The 17149-nt window shown below is 54.1% G+C and carries 27 protein-coding genes, 1 tRNA gene and 1 pseudogene; 5 read left to right on the forward strand and 24 right to left on the reverse strand.

The genetic code is table 11. The annotated features are described in order from the left end of the window. Window positions 1–11: 11 nt before the first annotated feature. From ET34_RS0118090 to ppiB, 3 genes are all read right to left on the reverse strand, one after another. Entirely contained in the window at window positions 12–428 is a 417-nt protein-coding gene (locus ET34_RS0118090) for a GNAT family N-acetyltransferase (protein ID WP_031524422.1), read from the reverse strand. A 78-nt stretch (window positions 429–506) separates the two neighbouring features. Further along, entirely contained in the window at window positions 507–1229 is a 723-nt protein-coding gene (lpxH, locus tag ET34_RS0118095; protein WP_031524424.1) for a UDP-2,3-diacylglucosamine diphosphatase, read from the reverse strand. Window positions 1230–1231: 2 nt separating this feature from the next. After that, window positions 1232–1726: a peptidylprolyl isomerase B gene (ppiB, locus tag ET34_RS0118100; RefSeq protein WP_031524426.1), complete on the reverse strand. Its 495-nt coding sequence runs from the start codon at window positions 1724–1726 to the stop codon at window positions 1232–1234. Window positions 1727–1913: 187 nt separating this feature from the next. On the opposite strand from ppiB, the gene cysS reads away from it, so the two are divergent. The 3 genes from cysS (at window position 1914) to ET34_RS0118115 (ending at window position 4149) form a co-directional block, all read left to right on the forward strand. Then, window positions 1914–3299, forward strand: a complete 1386-nt coding sequence (cysS, locus tag ET34_RS0118105) for a cysteine--tRNA ligase (RefSeq protein WP_031524428.1) — start codon at window positions 1914–1916, stop codon at window positions 3297–3299. A gap of 152 nt (window positions 3300–3451) precedes the next feature. After that, on the forward strand, window positions 3452–3814 hold the full coding sequence (locus tag ET34_RS0118110; protein WP_031524430.1) for a type II toxin-antitoxin system RelE/ParE family toxin: 363 nt from the start codon (window positions 3452–3454) through the stop codon (window positions 3812–3814). Then, window positions 3811–4149: a helix-turn-helix domain-containing protein gene (locus tag ET34_RS0118115; protein WP_031524432.1), complete on the forward strand. Its 339-nt coding sequence runs from the start codon at window positions 3811–3813 to the stop codon at window positions 4147–4149. Before ET34_RS0118110 ends, ET34_RS0118115 begins: the two co-directional genes overlap by 4 nt. Window positions 4150–4155: 6 nt before the next feature. Here ET34_RS0118115 and malI read toward each other — a convergent pair whose 3' ends face one another. Both malI and ET34_RS0118125 read right to left on the reverse strand, forming a co-directional pair. Next, window positions 4156–5169, reverse strand: coding sequence for a Mal regulon transcriptional regulator MalI (malI, locus tag ET34_RS0118120; protein ID WP_031524433.1), 1014 nt, complete (start codon window positions 5167–5169; stop codon window positions 4156–4158). An 80-nt stretch (window positions 5170–5249) separates the two neighbouring features. Continuing rightward, complete coding sequence (locus ET34_RS0118125) at window positions 5250–6749, reverse strand: PTS transporter subunit EIIC (protein ID WP_031524434.1); 1500 nt, start codon at window positions 6747–6749, stop codon at window positions 5250–5252. A gap of 357 nt (window positions 6750–7106) precedes the next feature. On the opposite strand from ET34_RS0118125, the gene budC reads away from it, so the two are divergent. Further along, window positions 7107–7871 (forward strand): meso-2,3-butanediol dehydrogenase, encoded by a 765-nt coding sequence (gene budC, locus ET34_RS0118130; RefSeq protein ID WP_031524435.1) that lies wholly within the window; start codon window positions 7107–7109, stop codon window positions 7869–7871. A 39-nt stretch (window positions 7872–7910) separates the two neighbouring features. Here budC and ybcJ read toward each other — a convergent pair whose 3' ends face one another. Next, window positions 7911–8123, reverse strand: a complete 213-nt coding sequence (gene ybcJ / locus ET34_RS0118135) for a ribosome-associated protein YbcJ (RefSeq protein ID WP_031524436.1) — start codon at window positions 8121–8123, stop codon at window positions 7911–7913. Between the two features lies 1 nt (window position 8124). After that, complete coding sequence (gene folD / locus ET34_RS0118140; RefSeq protein ID WP_031524438.1) at window positions 8125–8991, reverse strand: bifunctional methylenetetrahydrofolate dehydrogenase/methenyltetrahydrofolate cyclohydrolase FolD; 867 nt, start codon at window positions 8989–8991, stop codon at window positions 8125–8127. A 200-nt stretch (window positions 8992–9191) separates the two neighbouring features. On the opposite strand from folD, the gene ET34_RS0118145 reads away from it, so the two are divergent. Further along, window positions 9192–9268, forward strand: a tRNA-Arg gene (locus tag ET34_RS0118145). A 15-nt stretch (window positions 9269–9283) separates the two neighbouring features. Here the strand turns inward: ET34_RS0118145 and ET34_RS0118150 are convergent. The 17 genes and pseudogenes from ET34_RS0118150 to ET34_RS22620 form a co-directional block, all read right to left on the reverse strand. Then, the gene (locus tag ET34_RS0118150; protein ID WP_031524441.1) at window positions 9284–10447 is read right to left on the reverse strand and encodes a tyrosine-type recombinase/integrase; all 1164 of its coding nucleotides are present in this window, start codon (window positions 10445–10447) and stop codon (window positions 9284–9286) included. Window positions 10448–10578: 131 nt separating this feature from the next. Next, window positions 10579–10674, reverse strand: a pseudogene (locus tag ET34_RS23095) (helix-turn-helix domain-containing protein); the annotation flags it as partial. Window positions 10675–10677: 3 nt separating this feature from the next. Further along, window positions 10678–10842 carry a hypothetical protein gene (locus ET34_RS22705; protein ID WP_160165456.1) on the reverse strand — a complete coding sequence of 55 codons (165 nt, stop codon included), beginning with the start codon at window positions 10840–10842 and terminating at the stop codon, window positions 10678–10680. Window positions 10843–10872: 30 nt separating this feature from the next. Next, on the reverse strand, window positions 10873–11499 hold the full coding sequence (locus ET34_RS0118160; RefSeq protein ID WP_031524443.1) for a hypothetical protein: 627 nt from the start codon (window positions 11497–11499) through the stop codon (window positions 10873–10875). Between the two features lie 213 nt (window positions 11500–11712). Continuing rightward, complete coding sequence (locus ET34_RS0118165; RefSeq protein WP_031524445.1) at window positions 11713–12105, reverse strand: phage protein NinX family protein; 393 nt, start codon at window positions 12103–12105, stop codon at window positions 11713–11715. After that, complete coding sequence (locus ET34_RS0118170; RefSeq protein ID WP_031524447.1) at window positions 12105–12326, reverse strand: TraR/DksA family transcriptional regulator; 222 nt, start codon at window positions 12324–12326, stop codon at window positions 12105–12107. The genes ET34_RS0118165 and ET34_RS0118170 overlap by 1 nt, the downstream gene beginning before the upstream one ends. Continuing rightward, complete coding sequence (locus ET34_RS22145; RefSeq protein WP_035891710.1) at window positions 12323–12547, reverse strand: hypothetical protein; 225 nt, start codon at window positions 12545–12547, stop codon at window positions 12323–12325. The genes ET34_RS0118170 and ET34_RS22145 overlap by 4 nt, the downstream gene beginning before the upstream one ends. Window positions 12548–12644: 97 nt before the next feature. Continuing rightward, window positions 12645–12938 (reverse strand): DUF4406 domain-containing protein, encoded by a 294-nt coding sequence (locus ET34_RS0118175; RefSeq protein ID WP_031524449.1) that lies wholly within the window; start codon window positions 12936–12938, stop codon window positions 12645–12647. Beyond that, on the reverse strand, window positions 12935–13087 hold the full coding sequence (locus ET34_RS0118180) for a DUF1317 family protein (protein WP_031524451.1): 153 nt from the start codon (window positions 13085–13087) through the stop codon (window positions 12935–12937). The genes ET34_RS0118175 and ET34_RS0118180 overlap by 4 nt, the downstream gene beginning before the upstream one ends. Then, window positions 13084–13503, reverse strand: a complete 420-nt coding sequence (locus ET34_RS0118185; protein WP_031524453.1) for a hypothetical protein — start codon at window positions 13501–13503, stop codon at window positions 13084–13086. Before ET34_RS0118185 ends, ET34_RS0118180 begins: the two co-directional genes overlap by 4 nt. Window positions 13504–13509: 6 nt before the next feature. Next, window positions 13510–13992, reverse strand: a complete 483-nt coding sequence (locus ET34_RS0118190; protein WP_031524455.1) for a siphovirus Gp157 family protein — start codon at window positions 13990–13992, stop codon at window positions 13510–13512. After that, complete coding sequence (locus ET34_RS0118195; protein WP_031524457.1) at window positions 13989–14885, reverse strand: RecT family recombinase; 897 nt, start codon at window positions 14883–14885, stop codon at window positions 13989–13991. The genes ET34_RS0118190 and ET34_RS0118195 overlap by 4 nt, the downstream gene beginning before the upstream one ends. Before the next feature lie 17 nt (window positions 14886–14902). After that, on the reverse strand, window positions 14903–15184 hold the full coding sequence (gene gamL / locus ET34_RS0118200) for a host nuclease inhibitor GamL (protein WP_031524458.1): 282 nt from the start codon (window positions 15182–15184) through the stop codon (window positions 14903–14905). Window positions 15185–15254: 70 nt separating this feature from the next. Beyond that, window positions 15255–15518, reverse strand: coding sequence for a hypothetical protein (locus ET34_RS0118205; RefSeq protein WP_031524460.1), 264 nt, complete (start codon window positions 15516–15518; stop codon window positions 15255–15257). A gap of 213 nt (window positions 15519–15731) precedes the next feature. Then, window positions 15732–15893: a hypothetical protein gene (locus ET34_RS22780; RefSeq protein WP_169738127.1), complete on the reverse strand. Its 162-nt coding sequence runs from the start codon at window positions 15891–15893 to the stop codon at window positions 15732–15734. Further along, entirely contained in the window at window positions 15890–16096 is a 207-nt protein-coding gene (locus ET34_RS0118220) for a hypothetical protein (RefSeq protein ID WP_031524463.1), read from the reverse strand. Before ET34_RS0118220 ends, ET34_RS22780 begins: the two co-directional genes overlap by 4 nt. Window positions 16097–16552: 456 nt before the next feature. Further along, window positions 16553–16768 (reverse strand): hypothetical protein, encoded by a 216-nt coding sequence (locus ET34_RS22620; RefSeq protein WP_152548416.1) that lies wholly within the window; start codon window positions 16766–16768, stop codon window positions 16553–16555. Window positions 16769–17149: the final 381 nt, after the last annotated feature.

Consider the following 17149-nt stretch of genomic DNA (forward strand, 5'->3'; position numbering starts at 1 on the left):
AAAGCCGCCTGTCAGAGCGCTTTGGTCAGATAAAAACGTTGCTGCCCGTGATGCGGAAAATCCTCCAGCGTCATTTGCAGCACGAAGCCATTTTTTTCGTAAAAGGGGCGCGCCTGGAAGCTGAAGGTATCGACCAGCGCCAGGGTACAACCGCGCTGGAGTGCGGTGTGCTCGGCGGCGGCCAGCAGCAAACGACCCAGACCGGTGCCGCGCAGTGCCTCATTCACCCAGAGAAAATCAATGCACAGCCAGTTGCCTTTGATGCTGGCGATAAGCCCGCCATCAAGACCGCCTGTCAGGTTGCGCCGCCAGACGCCGAGGCTGCCCGAGGCGTCGCTGGCGATAAACTGCTGGTTATAGCCGTGCAGGCCGTGAAACAGCGCAGCGCGATCGTCGGGTGAAATGGCGTCGGTAATATCCAGTTCCATGGGAAACTTGTCTCGTTTGCGTAAAGCCTTCCGTTTTAACACATTGAGACGACAGGAAAAACGCCAGAAAAAGCAGGGTCAGAATGGGAAATGGATTAGTGCTACGTCGTCGGGCGTGACGCTGACCATTGAGCCTTCGCTGTGCCATGCGCCGAGCACCGCGCGAAACGCTGGCTGACCGTTGGCGGAAAGCTCATGCACCGCCGGGCGATGGGTGTGACCGTGGATCAGCCACTGTACCTGATGCTGTTCCATTGTCGCCACGACCGCCTGCGGATTGACGTCCATGATCTCCAGCGTCTTGGTGCTGTTGGCCGCTTTACTGCCGGCGCGCATCTTAGCGGCAATACGTTTGCGCACGAACAGCGGCAGGGCGAGAAAAAGCGCCTGCAACCAGGGCTGGTGCACTTTCGTGCGAAACGCCTGGTAACCGGCATCATCCGTGCAGAGCGTATCGCCATGCATAATCAGCACGTCGCGCCCGTAGAGCGAGAGCACCTGAGCTTCGGGCAGCAGCGTCATGCCGCTTTGCCGGGCGAAACGCTTGCCGAGCAGGAAGTCACGGTTGCCGTGAATGAAGTAGCAGGGGACGCCATGATCCACCAGCGAGCGGATCGCCCGGGCGATCTCCGCATGCAGCGGAACCGGATCGTCGTCACCAATCCAGGCCTCGAACAGATCGCCTAAAATATAGAGCGCGTCGGCATCGCGAGCCGGACCGGCTAAAAAATGCAGAAAACCGGCGGTGATCGCCGGTTCTTCTGGGCAGAGATGAAGATCTGCAATAAAAAGCGTGGCCACGATTACTCGCTGACGGTAACGTTTTCGATGATCACATCTTCTTTCGGTACGTCCTGATGCATACCGCTGCGGCCGGTAGAAACGCCTTTGATCTTGTCAACCACGTCCATACCTTCAACCACTTCTGCGAATACGCAGTAGCCCCAACCCTGCAGGCTTTCGCCGCTGAAGTTCAGGAAGTCGTTGTCAGCCACGTTGATGAAGAACTGCGCGGTCGCGGAGTGCGGAGCCTGAGTACGCGCCATAGCAAGGGTGCCACGGGTGTTTTTCAGGCCGTTGTTCGCTTCGTTCTGGATCGCGTCTTTGGTGTTTTTCTGCTTCATGCCCGGCTCAAAGCCGCCGCCCTGAATCATGAACCCGTTGATGACGCGATGGAAAATAGTGTTGTTGTAGAAACCTTCACGACAGTAGTCCAGGAAGTTCTTCACTGTAACCGGCGCGTCGTTATCAAAAGTTTTGATGACGATATCGCCATGATTGGTATGAAAAGTAACCATGTTTGCATCCTGTTCCGTTAAGTGGCGCTGCGACCTGTCTTATCAGGTCATTTCAGGCGCCTGTTATAGCACAGGTCGTCCGGTTCGATCACCTTGCAAAGTGTGCTGCTTCGGGTTTGAATTACGGGTAAACTAAGCGGCTGGTCCCGAACCGCTCACTTTCACACACGTCTACATGGAATCATCGATGTTAAAAATCTTTAATACACTGACGCGCCAAAAAGAGGAATTTAAACCTATCCATGCCGGGGAAGTGGGCATGTACGTGTGTGGTATTACCGTGTACGACCTGTGTCATATCGGCCATGGCCGTACCTTTGTAGCCTTTGACGTGGTGGCGCGCTACCTGCGTTTTCTTGGCTATAAGCTGAAGTACGTACGCAACATCACGGATATTGACGACAAGATCATCAAGCGCGCCAATGAAAATGGCGAAGGCTTTGTCGAGCTGGTGGACCGCATGGTCGCCGAGATGCACAAGGACTTTGACGCGCTTAATATTCTGCGTCCGGAAAGCGAACCGCGCGCCACCCAGCATATTCCGGAGATCATTGAGATCGTCCAGCAGCTCATCGCCCGCGATCACGCCTATGTGGCGCAGAACGGCGACGTCATGTTCTCGGTAGAAACCGATCCGCAATATGGCCTGCTGTCGCGTCAGGATCTCGACCAGCTTCAGGCGGGCGCGCGCGTGGAAGTGGCGGACGTGAAGCGTAACCCGATGGACTTCGTGCTGTGGAAGATGTCCAAACCGGGCGAGCCGAGCTGGCCTTCGCCGTGGGGCGAGGGGCGTCCGGGCTGGCACATTGAGTGCTCCGCCATGAACTGCAAGCAGCTGGGCAGCCATTTCGACATCCACGGCGGCGGTTCTGACCTGATGTTCCCGCATCACGAGAACGAAATCGCCCAGTCCACCTGCGCCCACGACGGCGAGTACGTGAACTACTGGATGCACTCCGGGATGGTGATGGTAGACCGCGAGAAGATGTCCAAATCGCTGGGTAACTTCTTCACCGTGCGCGACGTGCTGAAACACTACGATGCCGAAACCATTCGCTACTTCCTGATGTCTGGTCACTACCGCAGCCAGCTGAACTACAGCGAAGACAACCTCAAGCAGGCGCGTGCCTCGCTGGAACGTCTGTACACCGCGCTGCGCGGCACCGATCCCGCTGCGCAGGCCGCAGGCGGCGAGGCGTTTGAAGCGCGCTTTGTTGAAGCGATGAACGACGATTTCAACACGCCGGAAGCCTACTCGGCGCTGTTCGACATGGCGCGTGAAGTTAACCGCCTGAAAGCGGAAGATGCGAACGCGGCAAACCAGCTGGCGGCGCACCTGCGCAAGCTGGCGGCGGTGCTGGGTCTGCTGGAGCAGGCGCCGGAGCAGTTCCTGCAGTCTGGTGCCCAGAGCAACGATAGCGAAGTGGCGGAAATCGAAGCGCTGATCCAGCAGCGTCTGGATGCGCGTAAAGCCAAAGACTGGGCTGCGGCCGATGCGGCACGCGATCGCCTGAACGAGATGGGCATCATCCTTGAAGACGGCCCACAGGGCACCACCTGGCGCCGCAAGTGATTATTCACTAACGCAAAAAAGCCGCCTTCGGGCGGCTTTTTTTATGCGTGCCGCTTTCCATTTCAGAACCAAAATTCACCTTCCGGCGCAAAAATAGTGTTGAATATTTACCCGGTGATGTATAAAATTTAATACACAAGCACGGAGCTGATATGGACTTACAAGGAGCACGCGAGGCAGCAAAACCCATCTACTGGTGCGGGTCGCCGCTTAATGATTTGCGCGCCTTTCCGGAGAGCGTCAGAGCCAGAGCGGGAAAAGAGCTACGCAAGGTGCAGTTCGGGCTTGACCCGACAGATGTAAAACGCGTCAGCACATGGGGCGCGGGCGTTATCGAAATCCGACTGGATGAAGACGCAAATACCTGGCGGGTCGCCTGCGTGGCAAAATTCGAGGAAGCGGTGTACGTCCTGCACAGCTTCAGTAAAAAAGAGCGGAAGACGAGGCTGAGTGATGCCTGGGTCATCCGTCAGCGGTATCACGAGATTGTTAATCAGCGAAGGAGTAGCAGATGACCCATAACAGCGAGAACGGCGTGCGCCACATCACACGTCCTGAGGACAACATTTTCACCGACCTCGGTTTTGACGACGCGCAGGCGGCGGCGTTACAGCAGGAGTCAGACCGTGAAATTGCCCTGCTCATCGGTATGAAAAAGCAGGTGATGGCGGAGATTGCCAGCTGGATCAAGGCGGAAAACCTTAAGCAGGTTAACGCCGCGCAGATCCTGCAGGTGACGCGCCCGCGGGTGTCTGATGTAGTGAATCAGAAAACGGAAAAGTTTACCCTTGATGCGCTGATTTCGATGGCGAGTCTCATCGGCAAGACCTGCAAGCTGGTAATCAAATAGCCGCTTTCAGGCGGAGTCGCGCTGCACCAGCTGCCCGGAAAGCGTGATGTACTGCGCAGGCAGCCCAGGCTCCTTCAGCTTGCGGATCATCAGCATCGCTGCCTGACGCCCGCTCTCTTCGCTCGCCGAGGAGACGTAGGTAAACGACGGCGAGGTGAGGTTAATCTGCAGCATATCTTCAAAGCCAATCAGCGACACCTGCTGGGTAAGAAACACGTCTTTCCCTACCGTGCGCCCGACGTGATGAATGCCGCCCAAACTGCCGATAATGGCATGGGGAGAGTGGCAGAGCAGGGCGGTGATGGTGTTGTGCTTCTCAAGCAGTTGACGGGTGACGAGGCTGGCGGCGTGCGTGTCCTCCGCGCACACCGGCGCTAACTCGGCGCGAAACGGCAGACCGTACTGCTCCAGCGCGGCGCGATAGCCGAGCAGGCGCTGTTGCCGCAACAGGCAGTTAGCCTCGCCGCCAATCCAGGCGATGTTGCGGTGCCCGCGTTCAATCAGATAGCGCGTGGCGAGGCTCGCGGCCTGGCGATTGTCGCGCATCACAATATCCACGCTGCCCTGCAGCGGCGTCTGGGATACCGCCACCAGCGGCAGCGGCGAATGCAGTAGCGGGGCGGGAAGGCTGTCGCGCTGATGATCGCCGCACAGCCAGATGACGCCGGCGACCCCCTGGCGGGTGAAGGAGAGCAGCGTGCGCTTAAGGTGCTCATCGTCCTGCGGCTGGGCGAGAAACACCATATAGCCCTGCTGCTCCAGCGTCTGCACCAGGCTGGCTGCTACCTTCATGCTGAAGGTATCGCCAAAGTCGCGCAGGATCAGGCCAATCAGGTTGGAGGTGCTGGCGCGCAGGTTAGCCGCAGCCACGTTATGCACGTAGCCCAGCGTTGAGATAGCGGCCTGCACTTTTTCAATGGTGGCCTGCGAAATTTTCCCTTTCTGGCGCAGCACCAGCGACACGGTTGAGACCGAGACGCCCGCTGCTTTTGCCACATCGATAATGCTGACCTTTTTCATTCCCTGCCTTCACAAAACGCGCCAGTAAACAACGTGATACCACAACGCCGCCCGGGATGATACAGGCGGCGTGGTGCGGCTTATTTACCCAGCATGCCGGACATCTCCTGGGCGATAAACTGCGCTCTGGCACCGAAAATCACCTGAATGCCGTTATCACCGACGAACACCACACCGCGTGCTCCCACGTTGTTCAGCCCGTCACGATCTACCGCTTTGCCGTTTTCCACTTCCAGGCGCAGACGGGTAATACACGAACCCACGGACCCAACGTTCTGCGCACCGCCCAGCAGCGCCAGAATCTCACTGGCCAGTTCGGCATCGCTTTTATTGGTGGCGGTGGTGGTCACATCGGTACGCCCCGGCGTTTTAACGTCGAAACGGCGGATCACGAAGCGGAAGGTGAAGTAGTAGATGATGGCCATCGGCACGCCAACGATAATCGCGCTGAGGTAGTGCGTTTCGAAGCCGTTGAACGACGGCAGAATACCGAAGGAGATATAGTCGATAAGCCCGGCGGAGAAGGACTTGGCAATGTGCGCATCCAGCAGGTACATGCACATGTAGGAGAGCCCGGCCATGATGGCGTTGAACACGTACAGCACCGGTGCCACAAAGATAAAGGTGAACTCAACCGGCTCGGTAATCCCCGTCAGGAAACAGGTCAGCGCGGCGGAGAACAGAATGCCCGAGGCAATCTTTTTATTTTTGGTATTGGCTTCGTGATACATCGCGAGGCAGGCCGCCGGCAGCGCGAAAAGCATCAGCGGGAATTCGCCCTGCATGAATTTACCCGCGTTGTGGTAGGTATCGCTGCTGAACGACTTCACGCCTTCTTCCAGCATTTTGAACCAGATCGTCTGATCGCCGTGGATCACCTGGCCTGCCTGAGTGGTGTAGTCGCCAAACGAGTACCAGAACGACGGATACCAGATATGATGCAGGCCGAGCGGGATAAGCGCGCGCTCCACCAGCCCGAAGATAAAGGTTGAAGCTGCCTGGTTATCGCCGTTGACCACCAGCGAGAGCGCATCAATGCCCGCCTGGATGTGCTGCCAGACGTACGGCAACAGCAGCCCGAGAATAAAGGACAGGAACGCGGTAGCGATAGCGACAAAGCGTTTTCCCGAGAAGAAACCGAGGAACTCAGGTAGCTGCAGGGTATGGAAACGGTTGTAACACCACGCCGCCAGAATGCCGCAGATAAGCCCGCCAAACACGCCCATCTGCAACGTGGGAATGCCGACCACCATCGCGTATTTGCCACCCTGTGCGGCCATTTCCGGTGTAATGCTTAACACCGTGCCGATGGTGACGTTTGTCACGAACACCGAGACCGCAGCGGAGAGCGCTGCAATACCCGACTCGGACGCCAGCCCCACCGCAGAGCCAATGGCGAACAGCAGCGGCAGGTTATCGAAGATAACCCCGCCCGCGTTCATCATCAGCGGCAGATGGAACTTATCGCCGAACGCCAGCAGCAGGCCTGCCGCCGGCAGCAATGAGATTGGCAGCATTAACGCGCGGCCAATCATCGACAGTTTAGACAACGATTTTACTAACCCTGATACCAGACTCATGCTGATTTCCCCCGAAGAGAACGCTGTGCGCGTCTTGCTTGTTATTGTAAGTAGAACGTTTTAGTAGAACGTTCTACTCATCGTCTTTGAACGGTGATATTCGCGCAACAAATACTTAATCGCCAGCCAGACGAATTTCTGATTATTTGAAGTGCAACGCCAACAGGCCTGGTTTTCATACGGGTATAACTGTTGCAGGCATATGTGTGTCCGATCACATTTTTTAAGATTTTTTATTTGCCGCTAACTCAGTCACTTATGTGCAGTTTTCCGGTGACGCGCTTGCGATACGCGTGAGGAGTGCCAGTCTTTAAAGGGTCGATTACACAGTGACTCACTGAGAAAACAGGAGGTTAAATGGAACGCTTTCATAACAAAGTGGTAGTGATTACCGGTGCGGGTTCAGGTATTGGCGCTGCGGCTGCCCAACGTTTTGCGAAAGAGGGCGCGAGCGTGGTGCTGGTAGGGCGCACTCAGGAGAAACTGGAAAAAGTCGCCGCCACGCTGCCGCAGGGCAAGCATCTGGTGGCCCCTTGTGACGTATCAGTCGCGGAAGAGGTAGCAGCGCTCGCCCGCCGGGTTGAGGATGAGTATGGTCGCGCGGACGTGCTGGTGAACAATGCCGGGATGATCGTCCAAGGCCGCATCCATGAGATCGACCTGCAGGACTGGGACCGCCTGATGAAAACCGACCTTAACGGCGTGTTTTACGGCGTGCACTACTTCATGCCAGCGCTGCTCAAAACCAAAGGCAACGTGATTAACATTTCCTCGGTGTCCGGCCTTGGCGGCGACTGGGGGATGAGCGTGTACAACGCGGCGAAAGGCGCGATCACTAACTTTACCCGTGCGCTGGCGATGGACTATGGTCGCGACGGGGTGCGCGTGAACGCTGTTTGTCCGGGCTTTACCTTTACCGACCTGACGGAAGAGATGAAAGACAACCAGCCGCTGCTGGAGAAATTCTATGAGCGCATTCCGCTGGGCCGCGCCGGTGAAGCCGAGGATATTGCCGATGCCATTGCCTTTATGGCAAGCGACGATGCGCGCTATATCACCGGTGTAAACCTGGCTGTCGACGGGGGTATCACCGCCTCGAACGGTCAGCCGCCGCAGGCATAAGCGGCAATAAAAAACCCGCCGACCGGCGGGTTTTTTGCGTCAGGCAACGACGGTAATGCTCTGGCCGTGGAAGCTGACCGTCTGACCGGCCACTATCTTGCAGCGCTTACGCGTCTCGACGTTGCCGTCCACGGTAACCAGCCCGTCGGCGATGAAAATTTTGGCCTGCGCGCCGCTTTCGCTCCAGCCTTCCAGCTTCAGCAGGTCGCACAGCTCTACGTGCGGGTGTTTACCCAGGGAAAATGTTGCCATCTTAGTTCTCTTCCAGATCGTGATACTCTTCGCACGCCTGTAGCGTGTTCTGAATCAGGGTTGCTACGGTCATCGGGCCTACGCCGCCCGGCACCGGAGTGATATAGCCCGCGCGCGCTGCCGCGTCGTCAAATACCACATCGCCTACCACCTTGCCGCTTTCCAGCCGGTTGATGCCAACATCAATCACGATGGCACCTTCTTTGATCCATTCTCCCGGAATAAAGCCCGGTTTACCCACCGCGACCACCAGCAGGTCGGCGTTCTCGACGTGCTGACGCAGGTTTTTGGTAAAACGATGGGTAACGGTAGTGGTGCAACCCGCCAGCAGCAGCTCCATGCTCATCGGGCGGCCAACAATGTTGGATGCACCAATCACCACCGCGTTCAGGCCGTAGGTATCAATGTTATAGCGCTCCAGCAGCGTGACGATACCGCGCGGCGTACAGGGGCGCAGGCACGGTGCGCGCTGGCACAGGCGACCGATATTGTAGGGATGAAAGCCGTCGACGTCTTTATCTGGCGCGATGCGCTCCAGGACTTTGACGTTGTCGATACCCGCCGGCAGCGGCAGCTGCACCAGAATGCCGTCGATCTCGCGATCGCGATTCAGGGTATCGATCAGCGCCAGCAGCTCGGCTTCGCTGGTGGTGTCGGGCAGATCGTAAGAGCGGGACAGGAACCCGACCTCTTCACAGGCTTTGCGTTTGCTGCCGACATAAATTTGTGAAGCCGGGTTATCACCGACCAGCACAACTGCCAGACCAGGGGCACGTTTTCCGGCGGCGACGCGGGCCTGAACTTTTGCGGCAACCTCAGAGCGGACCTGCTGCGCAATCGTTTTACCGTCAATTATCTTTGCTACCATCAGAGAGAGGATTCCATCTGTCGTCATAGGGAAGGGGGATGCATATATTTTGTCAGAAGCGCGCCGTGCTGTCAGTCACAGAAACGGTTTTATGCTCAATAAGCGCGCAGGCAGCGGAAAAGCCATTGACTCACCCGACCCTGACCGTATAATTCCACGCGTTTCGCCCTCCCTGAGCCGGGCGAAATCCTTTCAGTTACGCGCCCTTAGCTCAGTCGGATAGAGCAACGGCCTTCTAAGCCGTGGGTCGCAGGTTCGAATCCTGCAGGGCGCACCATGTAAAATCAAGCACTTACGCCTCTTTCAAATCCTCCTGATTTTCCATGTGGGACATGTTTGGGACACAAACACCTAAAATAGAGTCAATTTGCCGTGCATGTTCGGTCAGGTGGTTAGGTGCGAGGTGTGCATACCTGCGTACCATTTCAATCGACTCCCAGCCTCCCATTTCCTGCAGAACAGAAAGTGGCACTCCGGCCTGAATAAGCCAGCTCGCCCATGTGTGCCTTAGGTCATGGAAACGGAAATCCTCTATGCCTGCTCTACGGCAAGCTGAATTCCATGCTCTCTGATCGTCAACCCTCATCTTTCTTACCGATTCGGTAATTGACCCATCCGGTCGGTTACCTGCTTTGGTGTGTACAAAGACCCATTTATGATGCCGTCCGATCTGTTCACGAAGCACCCGGCAAGCGGTATCATTCAGTGCTACGCCAATAGCCCTGTTTGATTTACTGTCTTCCGGATTAACCCAGGCAACGCGACGCTGCATGTCGATTTGTTGCCACTCTAGATTGATGATGTTCGACCGCCTTAATCCAGTAGCCAGCGCAAACCTGACAACCGATTTAAGCGGCTCCGGGCATTCATCAATCAACCTTCCAGCTTCTTCAGGCTCGAGCCAGCGAACGCGTTTGTTTCTCACCTGCGGTATTTTTATTACAGGCGCCTTTTCGAGCCATTTCCAGTCACGTTCTGCCGCGCGAAGTATTGCCTTCATCAGAGCAAGATGCTTTGCTTTAGTTGAAGTCGTTACCGGTCTGGATTCGAATGCCGGAACTTCCTTTCCTTTCCTTTCTGCTGCAGCGCATTTCTGCGTCCAGATTTCCTTTGCTTTCCTGTTCTGCATCTTACTGACAGCTGTGTAAATCTTTGCCTCAGTAATATCCTTCAACTTCATCCCTTCAAAATGCTCAAGCCAGAATCCCATCCGGCCTTTATCAGTATCGAGCGATTTCTTATCAGCCTTTTCCTCAAGCCAGCGAAGACAAGCTTCTTCGAACGTCACGTCAGGGAAATCACCAAGGCGATCTACTCGCCAGAGTTCTGATTTCCTGCGGTCATGAAGCTCTTGCGCTTGCCGTTTGTCCGCTGTGCCAAGAGATTCCTTAATTCGCTTCCCGCCCGGGAGCGAGTACGATGCGTACCAGATTTCACCTCTGCGGAAGAGTGACATTTTCGATCCTCTGTTATGCCATCACCCGCGCTCACCGCGACAGTATGCATCGGAGACCGCAGCGCGGCAATGCATGCCTGGCGAGTCGTAAGATAGGGTGATTTTGGTTTTGCGGGGTCTTTGCGTGTGGCCTGCAGTCTTCCTGACCGTATCCAGTTAGTTGCGGTGGGGCGAGATATGCCGAGCATGGCGCAGGCCTCATCGAGTGTGAGGCTGTATTGTTCCATCTGTCACTCCAGTATCAATTTTATGGCTTTGATCATCCCGTTAATTTCATGCATCAACTTCGTCCTTTCTGCAGATCCAAATGGCAGCGTTTGCTTCAAATGATTCATGGCTTCTGCTTCGAGTCGTAGCTTGTTGGCGATTTCATCGCGCACATTCAAATCAGCCATAAAATTCCTCCGGATAAAAATAAACCGCCCTCAGGCGGATTCGGTAGATTCGCTGTTCACGATGTCGTAAAACTGGCCGTAAGTTAGCTTTTGGAAGTTTTCAGGAATTATCACTTCTCCATGGCCCTCTTCTTTGTTGTTGGGAATGGCAAATACCAGACAGTCATCGCGCGATGGATGTTTTCCGCCATTAGTTGAGAGCATGGCAAAACCGAAACCACGACCTGACTGTCCTCCGATGCCAGTGCGCATAATGCCGTAGTGGTTAATGATGTAATCTTTCCATTCAGGAAGGGATTTCAGCTGCTTATTGGCTTCCTGCATTACTGCGTCGAGTTCCTTGTTGAAAGCGCGGCCTTCCTTTGTATTTCCTTTACCCCGGCCAAGAACCACACGCTTACCATCAAACACTTCCTCACGCTTAATTGTCATGGGGCAGGGGAATTCATAACCCTTTTCCCACACAAAACCGTTGAGCAACCCACCGCCGCCGCCCCAGCCGCTGGAAGTTGTCCAGGCAATGGCTCCAACCTTTTTGGCAGCCTCCGGTAAAATGGCATTACGCTGCTCTCTAATGGGGTCGTAACCTGCAATGAGAGCTTTCACATCTTCGCCTTCAACCATGTAGTAATCGAAATATTTACTCTGATCTGACATATTTCCTCCGGGCAAAAAGAAGCCGGCACAGTGGCCGGCAAAGGAATTACGAGGTGTTGGTTTGTAGTGACTCACTCAAAGCAGTAATGCGAGCCACGATGTTTAGTTAAAGAAGGCGCTTCGGCTTTGAGCTTGTAATAGGCTCGCTGAAAGCCTATCTCGCTTCTCCAGTACCTGAATCGCTCCCAGTTGAGATGAAGGCCATTGCGCCATTTATTCATGAGCATTCAGCTTATCTTCCTGCATCATGAGGAAGACGATCATTGCGGCGCGTAGTGGCTTTTCATAAGCGACACTTACTATCCGATCGTCGCAGTCAAATAAGTCCCTAGCGTTAGAAGTAGCACATGGCATGGACGGGTTATCCAGAATAATGCTTATGTTGTTTTCGGTGATAATGGGCCATGCGTCTGCCGGATTGTTACAGGGGTCAAACTTCGCATAGACCTCTTCCCGCTCGACATGCTCCCCAAACTCAACGGTGTTGATCTGGTGTAGCAACTCGATTGCGGATCCATCCCCGCCTCGGTAGGCTTGATTGCCATCAGAAATAGAATCCATTACCAAGCCATTTACTTCTTGGTCACTCAACTTGCTGTAATCCATCATCCTCTCCCTTGCTTCATGCGTAATTCTTCGTCAGCCTGGCAACTCGCGCAGCGCTGGCATCCCGGCACCTTCAGCCGGCGCAACTCAGGTATATCCTCACCACACTCGACGCAATGTTCAGCTGATACGGCGTTGCGGTCGATGCGGTGAGCGGCGATAGCCTGTTCGCGGAGCATTTCTTCAAGCTCGCTGGCTTGGTCGATAATTTCTGCGGTCATATTCTCACCCAGCCTTTACCTTTCAGGTTACGTATAGCCCCGCTTTTACGTAATGCCTGTAAGCGATTATCGACGAAGCGGAAGGGATATGATTTCCCTTCTGCAGCTGCAAGACGCTCTGATTCAGTAGCGACATCTCTGACGTAAATCTTATGGAATGGCGTAGGATGCCCGCCGATTTTGTTCATGATGAGCCTGTCTAGTTCTGTGTATTTGCTCATAGTCAATGCTCCCGGAACTGTCGGTTAATTCGGTTAAGGGTGAACGCCATCAATAAAAAAGGCCGATTTAGCGACCTGGTGATTCGTTGGGGTAGGGTCATGGTGAATCTTCTCCCTGACAGATGACCTTCAATTCAAGTTTCTCCGCAAGGGCTTTCTCTGCCCTTGCTCCGGGTGATTCCTCCCATCCGCTAAGCAGGTAGATAACATCAGCACAGCGCAGCATCGCCAGGCAGATATCCATATATTCGGCCTGTGAAAGGCCGTCAGGAAGAATTGCCGGATTGAGAGCTACATGTCCATTTCGATGATGCCTTGCCGCAGCCAGATTGAATTCAAAGCGATTAAAATCCTGAATTCCGCTCATAGGCCCGGCGATATAAATCTTCATGCCGCCTCCTGCCTTTCCTGATATTCCTCAGCGAGCCGCTGCGCCTTTAAAGGATTGCTGACCTCTTCACCCCATGGCATTAACCAGCCGTTACCAATGAAGGGAAGGCACATTGTGCCAACCCTGATGTCGTCTTGAGCATGTTTCATATCGCTGACTCCAGCTCGTCGAAGTAGAGGCCGGCTTTGATGAAGCCAGCTCGCTTAGATGCCTTATCGATGCATGCCTGTCGCTTGTCCGGGTCAACGTTGAGCAGCGTCTGACGTGTGAACACCTGAGACCTGCCGCGAGGCACCACCACCTTTGCCTTCTTCTCAACCTGATAGATTCGGTCGCGTGTGCCATCGTCACGGATAAACCACTCGGTGGCAGAGATGCTCACCACTTTCCCAACACCGATGTATTTACCAACAACCTTGTTAAATTCAGCGATGGTGTAGCCGAAAATTGCGCACAGCTCCGTTCCGGTTAGCGGGCCTTTAGATAGCTGCCATACCATGCGCTCTTTGAGGCCTGTGAACTTACCGACCCTGCCGGGTCGGCGATAGAAGGGGAGTTTTTTCATGATGACTCACTTAATTATCAGCGCAGGCTTGCCTAATTTAATTACGGCGCCAGGCACATCAACGCCAGCTTCAAGTTGGTGCTTGATTGCCAGCTTGTCAGGCTTGATGACGGTGTCGTATTCGACGAACCGGGGCGGGAGAGAAGAGGCGTCGATAATGTCTACCGACTTCGAAGGTGCACGTACCGTTACCTGATGGATACCCGCCTTAAGTGATTTTTTCCCTGCGGTATCGAGGGAAGTGGCAACATACTCCTTCATGCTCGCCACGCGGTTCTCTGCTGCTTTAGCTCGTTCAGCAAGGCGCTTACTCTCCTCCTTCAGTGCCTCGGCATACGCGGATTCGTTTTTGCAAATAGCGAGAATCTGCTCAACCTTTGCTTCCAGCTCCCATTCAATGCCATCGAGAGTATCGGCGATAATTTCCGGCTCCATGCCAGAATCAGTCAGCTTGGCGAAATCATTCGCGATTTGATAAAGGGCTGTCATTGAGTCACCTCGTCAAACTTCATTTTGCATTCGCTATAAATGGCCTGAACGTTCTGCTGCAGCTTCATGCCTGCTGTCATCTTGTAGGCCGACTGGAAGTTAATCTTCAAATCGTGCATGGTTTCAGCGCGCTCCATCTCATCACACAGAGCCGATACCCTTTCATGCAGCTCCTGCTTTCGCTGTTCTTCCGACAGGATTACTTCGCTTTCTGGCGTATGAGCCATAACCGGCTCCTGATGAATTCCCTCATCTTCATTGATGACGTGGATTGCGTTATCCAGGCGTTCTGCGCGGGGCCAGTACTTACTGGCGCGCTTAACGATGGTCTTCCGCGCCATCTCCTCCCAGAAGTTCTTCCAGGGGCCATTCTTGGCTTTGCTGGTTGCTTCGGTAGCCTTAATCTCTGCCAGGCTCATCTCTTCCGTCAGATAATCACCATCCGGGGTTTTCACCGTGCAGTAGCCGCCAACCACCTCGCCGCGGTCACCGAAAGCGTTATATTTGTGAGTGGGCGCAGTATCGAGTCCGTTCGATTCGTATGTGTCGTTTGAGTAGACCAGCTTGCACTGGCCCCACTTGATTGAACCGGTAGCCTGAGCCAGATGAAGAAGGCCCATATAGCTGATATCGAGACACACCATGCCATCACGAGGAACCAAATAGGCCAGTTTGCTTGCCGGGTTAAGCGTGATACCGATGGCGGCCACGTTGATGATTGCGTTCTGTGCACTGATGGGATTGTTGATTGCCGTCTTCGCCAGGAAGTCATTTTTCTGGAAGAGCTGAATGGCAAACTGGCTTTCTTTAGCCCAGGTAATACTCTGGTCAGTAAGAGCGCCGCAAAATAGCGGCTCTTGCTGACGCACGAATTCGATAATGTTGGCGCTCATAAATGAACCTTGTTGAATCAGAAAGGGCAGGCGGGATACAGGCGATCCCATTCTTTCTCTGCGCGGATATAAGCGATGGCGGACACATAGTCGTTATAGGCCTCTTTGGCCTCGTCACCATGCATCGCTGAAAGTGCCTCGCGAGGTAATGTGGAACATCCCATACGCGTGGGCTCATCCGGGAACAGCGCGATAATTTCTTGCGCCCGGTTATCTATCCACGCATCGCGCTCAACAGTCGCCTGGTGATTGCTCCAGCGCTGTGCTTCGATGCGTTCCTGAACGAGATATGCAGACATGCATCCTCCTGAATTTGAATGTGCAGAGGCCGCCGCGTAATGGCTGCCGGTGTTAATGTGGGGTAGGGGTTTACTTGCCGAGGGCTTTGGAGATGGCTGACGTGGCAAGCATCAACGGATGCTCTTTATCGCAATCTTCAGGTGAGACGCAGCAAACATCTTCCACGTAGTCACGCAATTGACGCAGCGCTTCAAAAAGATCTGGCGCGGCCTGGATGAGCCTTTTATCGGCATCGTTAAATGTCCATCCATCACCACCGACAATGACCGAGTTATTGCAAAGGACTTTATCTTCCCAGTGCCATGGTCCCGGCTTAAATTTTGGTCCTTCCATCATCATCTCCTCAATGACTTAACCCGTTCCCACGCCCATCGAGATAGACGACAACAAGCAGCTCTCTGGTGTATGTGCGTTCAACGCCGCGATGCAGAAACAGCTTGCCGCGAGCGTTAGCTGAGGCTGTCCAGGTAGCATCTTTGTGCTTGACGAGCATTCCGGGCTGAACCGCACCGCGATTAACCTCCTGCGTACCGTAATGGTGAGCTGTCATGCTGCTTTCTCCACGATGTGAGCGAAGCCGGCCAAAATCATCTGCTGGCGATTCAGAGTTAGCTTGCTGCGGGGCGCAGCGACTTCTACCAGTTGCCACTGATAGCCAGAGGCGAGCTGAGTGACTGTGTACTGCTTGCCGTTGTGGGTTACTGTCATGATGCCTCCCGGGCGCGGAGCATTGCGTCAGCAATTTTATATGCGTGGTTAGCGAACAATTCCGGACTATGACCTACGTCGACAATTGCTTGCATAGCCTTAGCTGCGAAGTAATCACGAAGCGTCATGCCGGGGTCTGAGTAGTCTTTAAAGTGATTGGCTTCAATCGTAGGGAATGCCGGTTTTGTATGGTTGTTTTCCATAATCATCTCCTGCGCTTCAGGCCGCGCCGCCGAACGTTGATAAAACCTGAACATCGCGCTCATGCTCGCAATAATGCGGTGGATAGCCGCGTCATAACTGACCGCACTCGTAAATGCGGTGAGGTATGGGCGATAAAAAACCCGCCGGAGCGGGTCTATTCGATGAATTTGGCTTTGGACGTCTCCAATCTGGTTATCTGTTTTTCTAAAGACGCTATTTTTTTCGCTCTTCTTGCATAAAAATCTCTTTCCGCGTCATCTTTACTTGAAAAGACCTCGCTACTTTTGCAGAAATAGCTCCCAGAAACTCCGCTTCTCTTACCTGAAAAATACTTTCCGTCATCCGTGTAGTTTCCATCAATCTGAAACAATCCGACTGAAAGTGCATATTTTGTTAACCAAACCACCATACCCTTACCCTCTGTAGTTACCCGCAAAAAAGGCCGCCTAAGCGACCTATTCGATATGTTCCAGAATCTTGTTGGCGAACAATATGGCTTGTTCCTTTGTGAGAACCATACATCCGCTCGCGCTGTAGATACTCAGTTCAAACAACCCTGCATCACCATCTGCATTTTCGTAAAACTGCATGCAGCAGGTGTCACCATCCCTGTCATCAAATTCAAATGTCGGCCAATCTGGCGAACGTAATGTCGTTCGATCTTGAAACATTGCCTCACCTCAATAAGTTGTTATCCCCACCAGGAACCATTTTCATCTATCCATTCACACCATTGGTCAACCGTCCATTTAGATGAATCGGCATCAGGAACACGGCATGAGTAAAGCCCCTCCCTGTAAAGTCGGCGCTTAGTTTTTTTCAGCATATTGCCCTCAATAAGTTGTTATTAACGCGAAATGCTTTGGTGGTGAGCGCAGCCGGGCGACTAACTCCGGTCGCGTACTCATTGCCAAGCGCCTCCGCCGAGAAGGTTAGCTTCTGCGATCACCCCAAAACATTCCATTCTGTGGAAACCCCCGGCAAACCCGGGGGAACCATCGCAGCTGCACGATGGATGCAGCACGCCGATCAAAAGTTATTTACTCTGGTTG

It is taken from the genome of Siccibacter colletis, from assembly GCF_000696575.1.
Lineage (GTDB): Bacteria > Pseudomonadota > Gammaproteobacteria > Enterobacterales > Enterobacteriaceae > Siccibacter > Siccibacter colletis.

Excerpts from the sequence above, each read along its gene's own strand:
- ET34_RS22620 (WP_152548416.1), bottom strand. The coding sequence starts at position 16,768 with ATGTTTCAAGATCGAACGACATTACGTTCGCCAGATTGGCCGACATTT.
- cysS (WP_031524428.1), top strand. The coding sequence starts at position 1,914 with ATGTTAAAAATCTTTAATACACTGACGCGCCAAAAAGAGGAATTTAAA.
- gamL (WP_031524458.1), bottom strand. The coding sequence starts at position 15,184 with ATGTCTGCATATCTCGTTCAGGAACGCATCGAAGCACAGCGCTGGAGC.
- ET34_RS0118220 (WP_031524463.1), bottom strand. The coding sequence starts at position 16,096 with ATGGAAAACAACCATACAAAACCGGCATTCCCTACGATTGAAGCCAAT.
- ET34_RS0118190 (WP_031524455.1), bottom strand. The coding sequence starts at position 13,992 with ATGACAGCCCTTTATCAAATCGCGAATGATTTCGCCAAGCTGACTGAT.
- ET34_RS0118150 (WP_031524441.1), bottom strand. The coding sequence starts at position 10,447 with ATGTCACTCTTCCGCAGAGGTGAAATCTGGTACGCATCGTACTCGCTC.
- ET34_RS0118125 (WP_031524434.1), bottom strand. The coding sequence starts at position 6,749 with ATGAGTCTGGTATCAGGGTTAGTAAAATCGTTGTCTAAACTGTCGATG.
- ET34_RS0118180 (WP_031524451.1), bottom strand. The coding sequence starts at position 13,087 with ATGAAACATGCTCAAGACGACATCAGGGTTGGCACAATGTGCCTTCCC.
- ET34_RS0118115 (WP_031524432.1), top strand. The coding sequence starts at position 3,811 with ATGACCCATAACAGCGAGAACGGCGTGCGCCACATCACACGTCCTGAG.
- ET34_RS0118195 (WP_031524457.1), bottom strand. The coding sequence starts at position 14,885 with ATGAGCGCCAACATTATCGAATTCGTGCGTCAGCAAGAGCCGCTATTT.
- ET34_RS0118185 (WP_031524453.1), bottom strand. The coding sequence starts at position 13,503 with ATGAAAAAACTCCCCTTCTATCGCCGACCCGGCAGGGTCGGTAAGTTC.
- ET34_RS0118160 (WP_031524443.1), bottom strand. The coding sequence starts at position 11,499 with ATGTCAGATCAGAGTAAATATTTCGATTACTACATGGTTGAAGGCGAA.
- ET34_RS0118170 (WP_031524447.1), bottom strand. The coding sequence starts at position 12,326 with ATGACCGCAGAAATTATCGACCAAGCCAGCGAGCTTGAAGAAATGCTC.
- ET34_RS22145 (WP_035891710.1), bottom strand. The coding sequence starts at position 12,547 with ATGAGCAAATACACAGAACTAGACAGGCTCATCATGAACAAAATCGGC.
- ybcJ (WP_031524436.1), bottom strand. The coding sequence starts at position 8,123 with ATGGCAACATTTTCCCTGGGTAAACACCCGCACGTAGAGCTGTGCGAC.
- ET34_RS0118205 (WP_031524460.1), bottom strand. The coding sequence starts at position 15,518 with ATGGAAGGACCAAAATTTAAGCCGGGACCATGGCACTGGGAAGATAAA.
- ET34_RS0118165 (WP_031524445.1), bottom strand. The coding sequence starts at position 12,105 with ATGGATTACAGCAAGTTGAGTGACCAAGAAGTAAATGGCTTGGTAATG.
- ET34_RS0118175 (WP_031524449.1), bottom strand. The coding sequence starts at position 12,938 with ATGAAGATTTATATCGCCGGGCCTATGAGCGGAATTCAGGATTTTAAT.
- folD (WP_031524438.1), bottom strand. The coding sequence starts at position 8,991 with ATGGTAGCAAAGATAATTGACGGTAAAACGATTGCGCAGCAGGTCCGC.
- ET34_RS22705 (WP_160165456.1), bottom strand. The coding sequence starts at position 10,842 with ATGGCTGATTTGAATGTGCGCGATGAAATCGCCAACAAGCTACGACTC.
- ET34_RS0118110 (WP_031524430.1), top strand. The coding sequence starts at position 3,452 with ATGGACTTACAAGGAGCACGCGAGGCAGCAAAACCCATCTACTGGTGC.
- ppiB (WP_031524426.1), bottom strand. The coding sequence starts at position 1,726 with ATGGTTACTTTTCATACCAATCATGGCGATATCGTCATCAAAACTTTT.
- ET34_RS0118090 (WP_031524422.1), bottom strand. The coding sequence starts at position 428 with ATGGAACTGGATATTACCGACGCCATTTCACCCGACGATCGCGCTGCG.
- budC (WP_031524435.1), top strand. The coding sequence starts at position 7,107 with ATGGAACGCTTTCATAACAAAGTGGTAGTGATTACCGGTGCGGGTTCA.
- ET34_RS22780 (WP_169738127.1), bottom strand. The coding sequence starts at position 15,893 with ATGACAGTAACCCACAACGGCAAGCAGTACACAGTCACTCAGCTCGCC.
- malI (WP_031524433.1), bottom strand. The coding sequence starts at position 5,169 with ATGAAAAAGGTCAGCATTATCGATGTGGCAAAAGCAGCGGGCGTCTCG.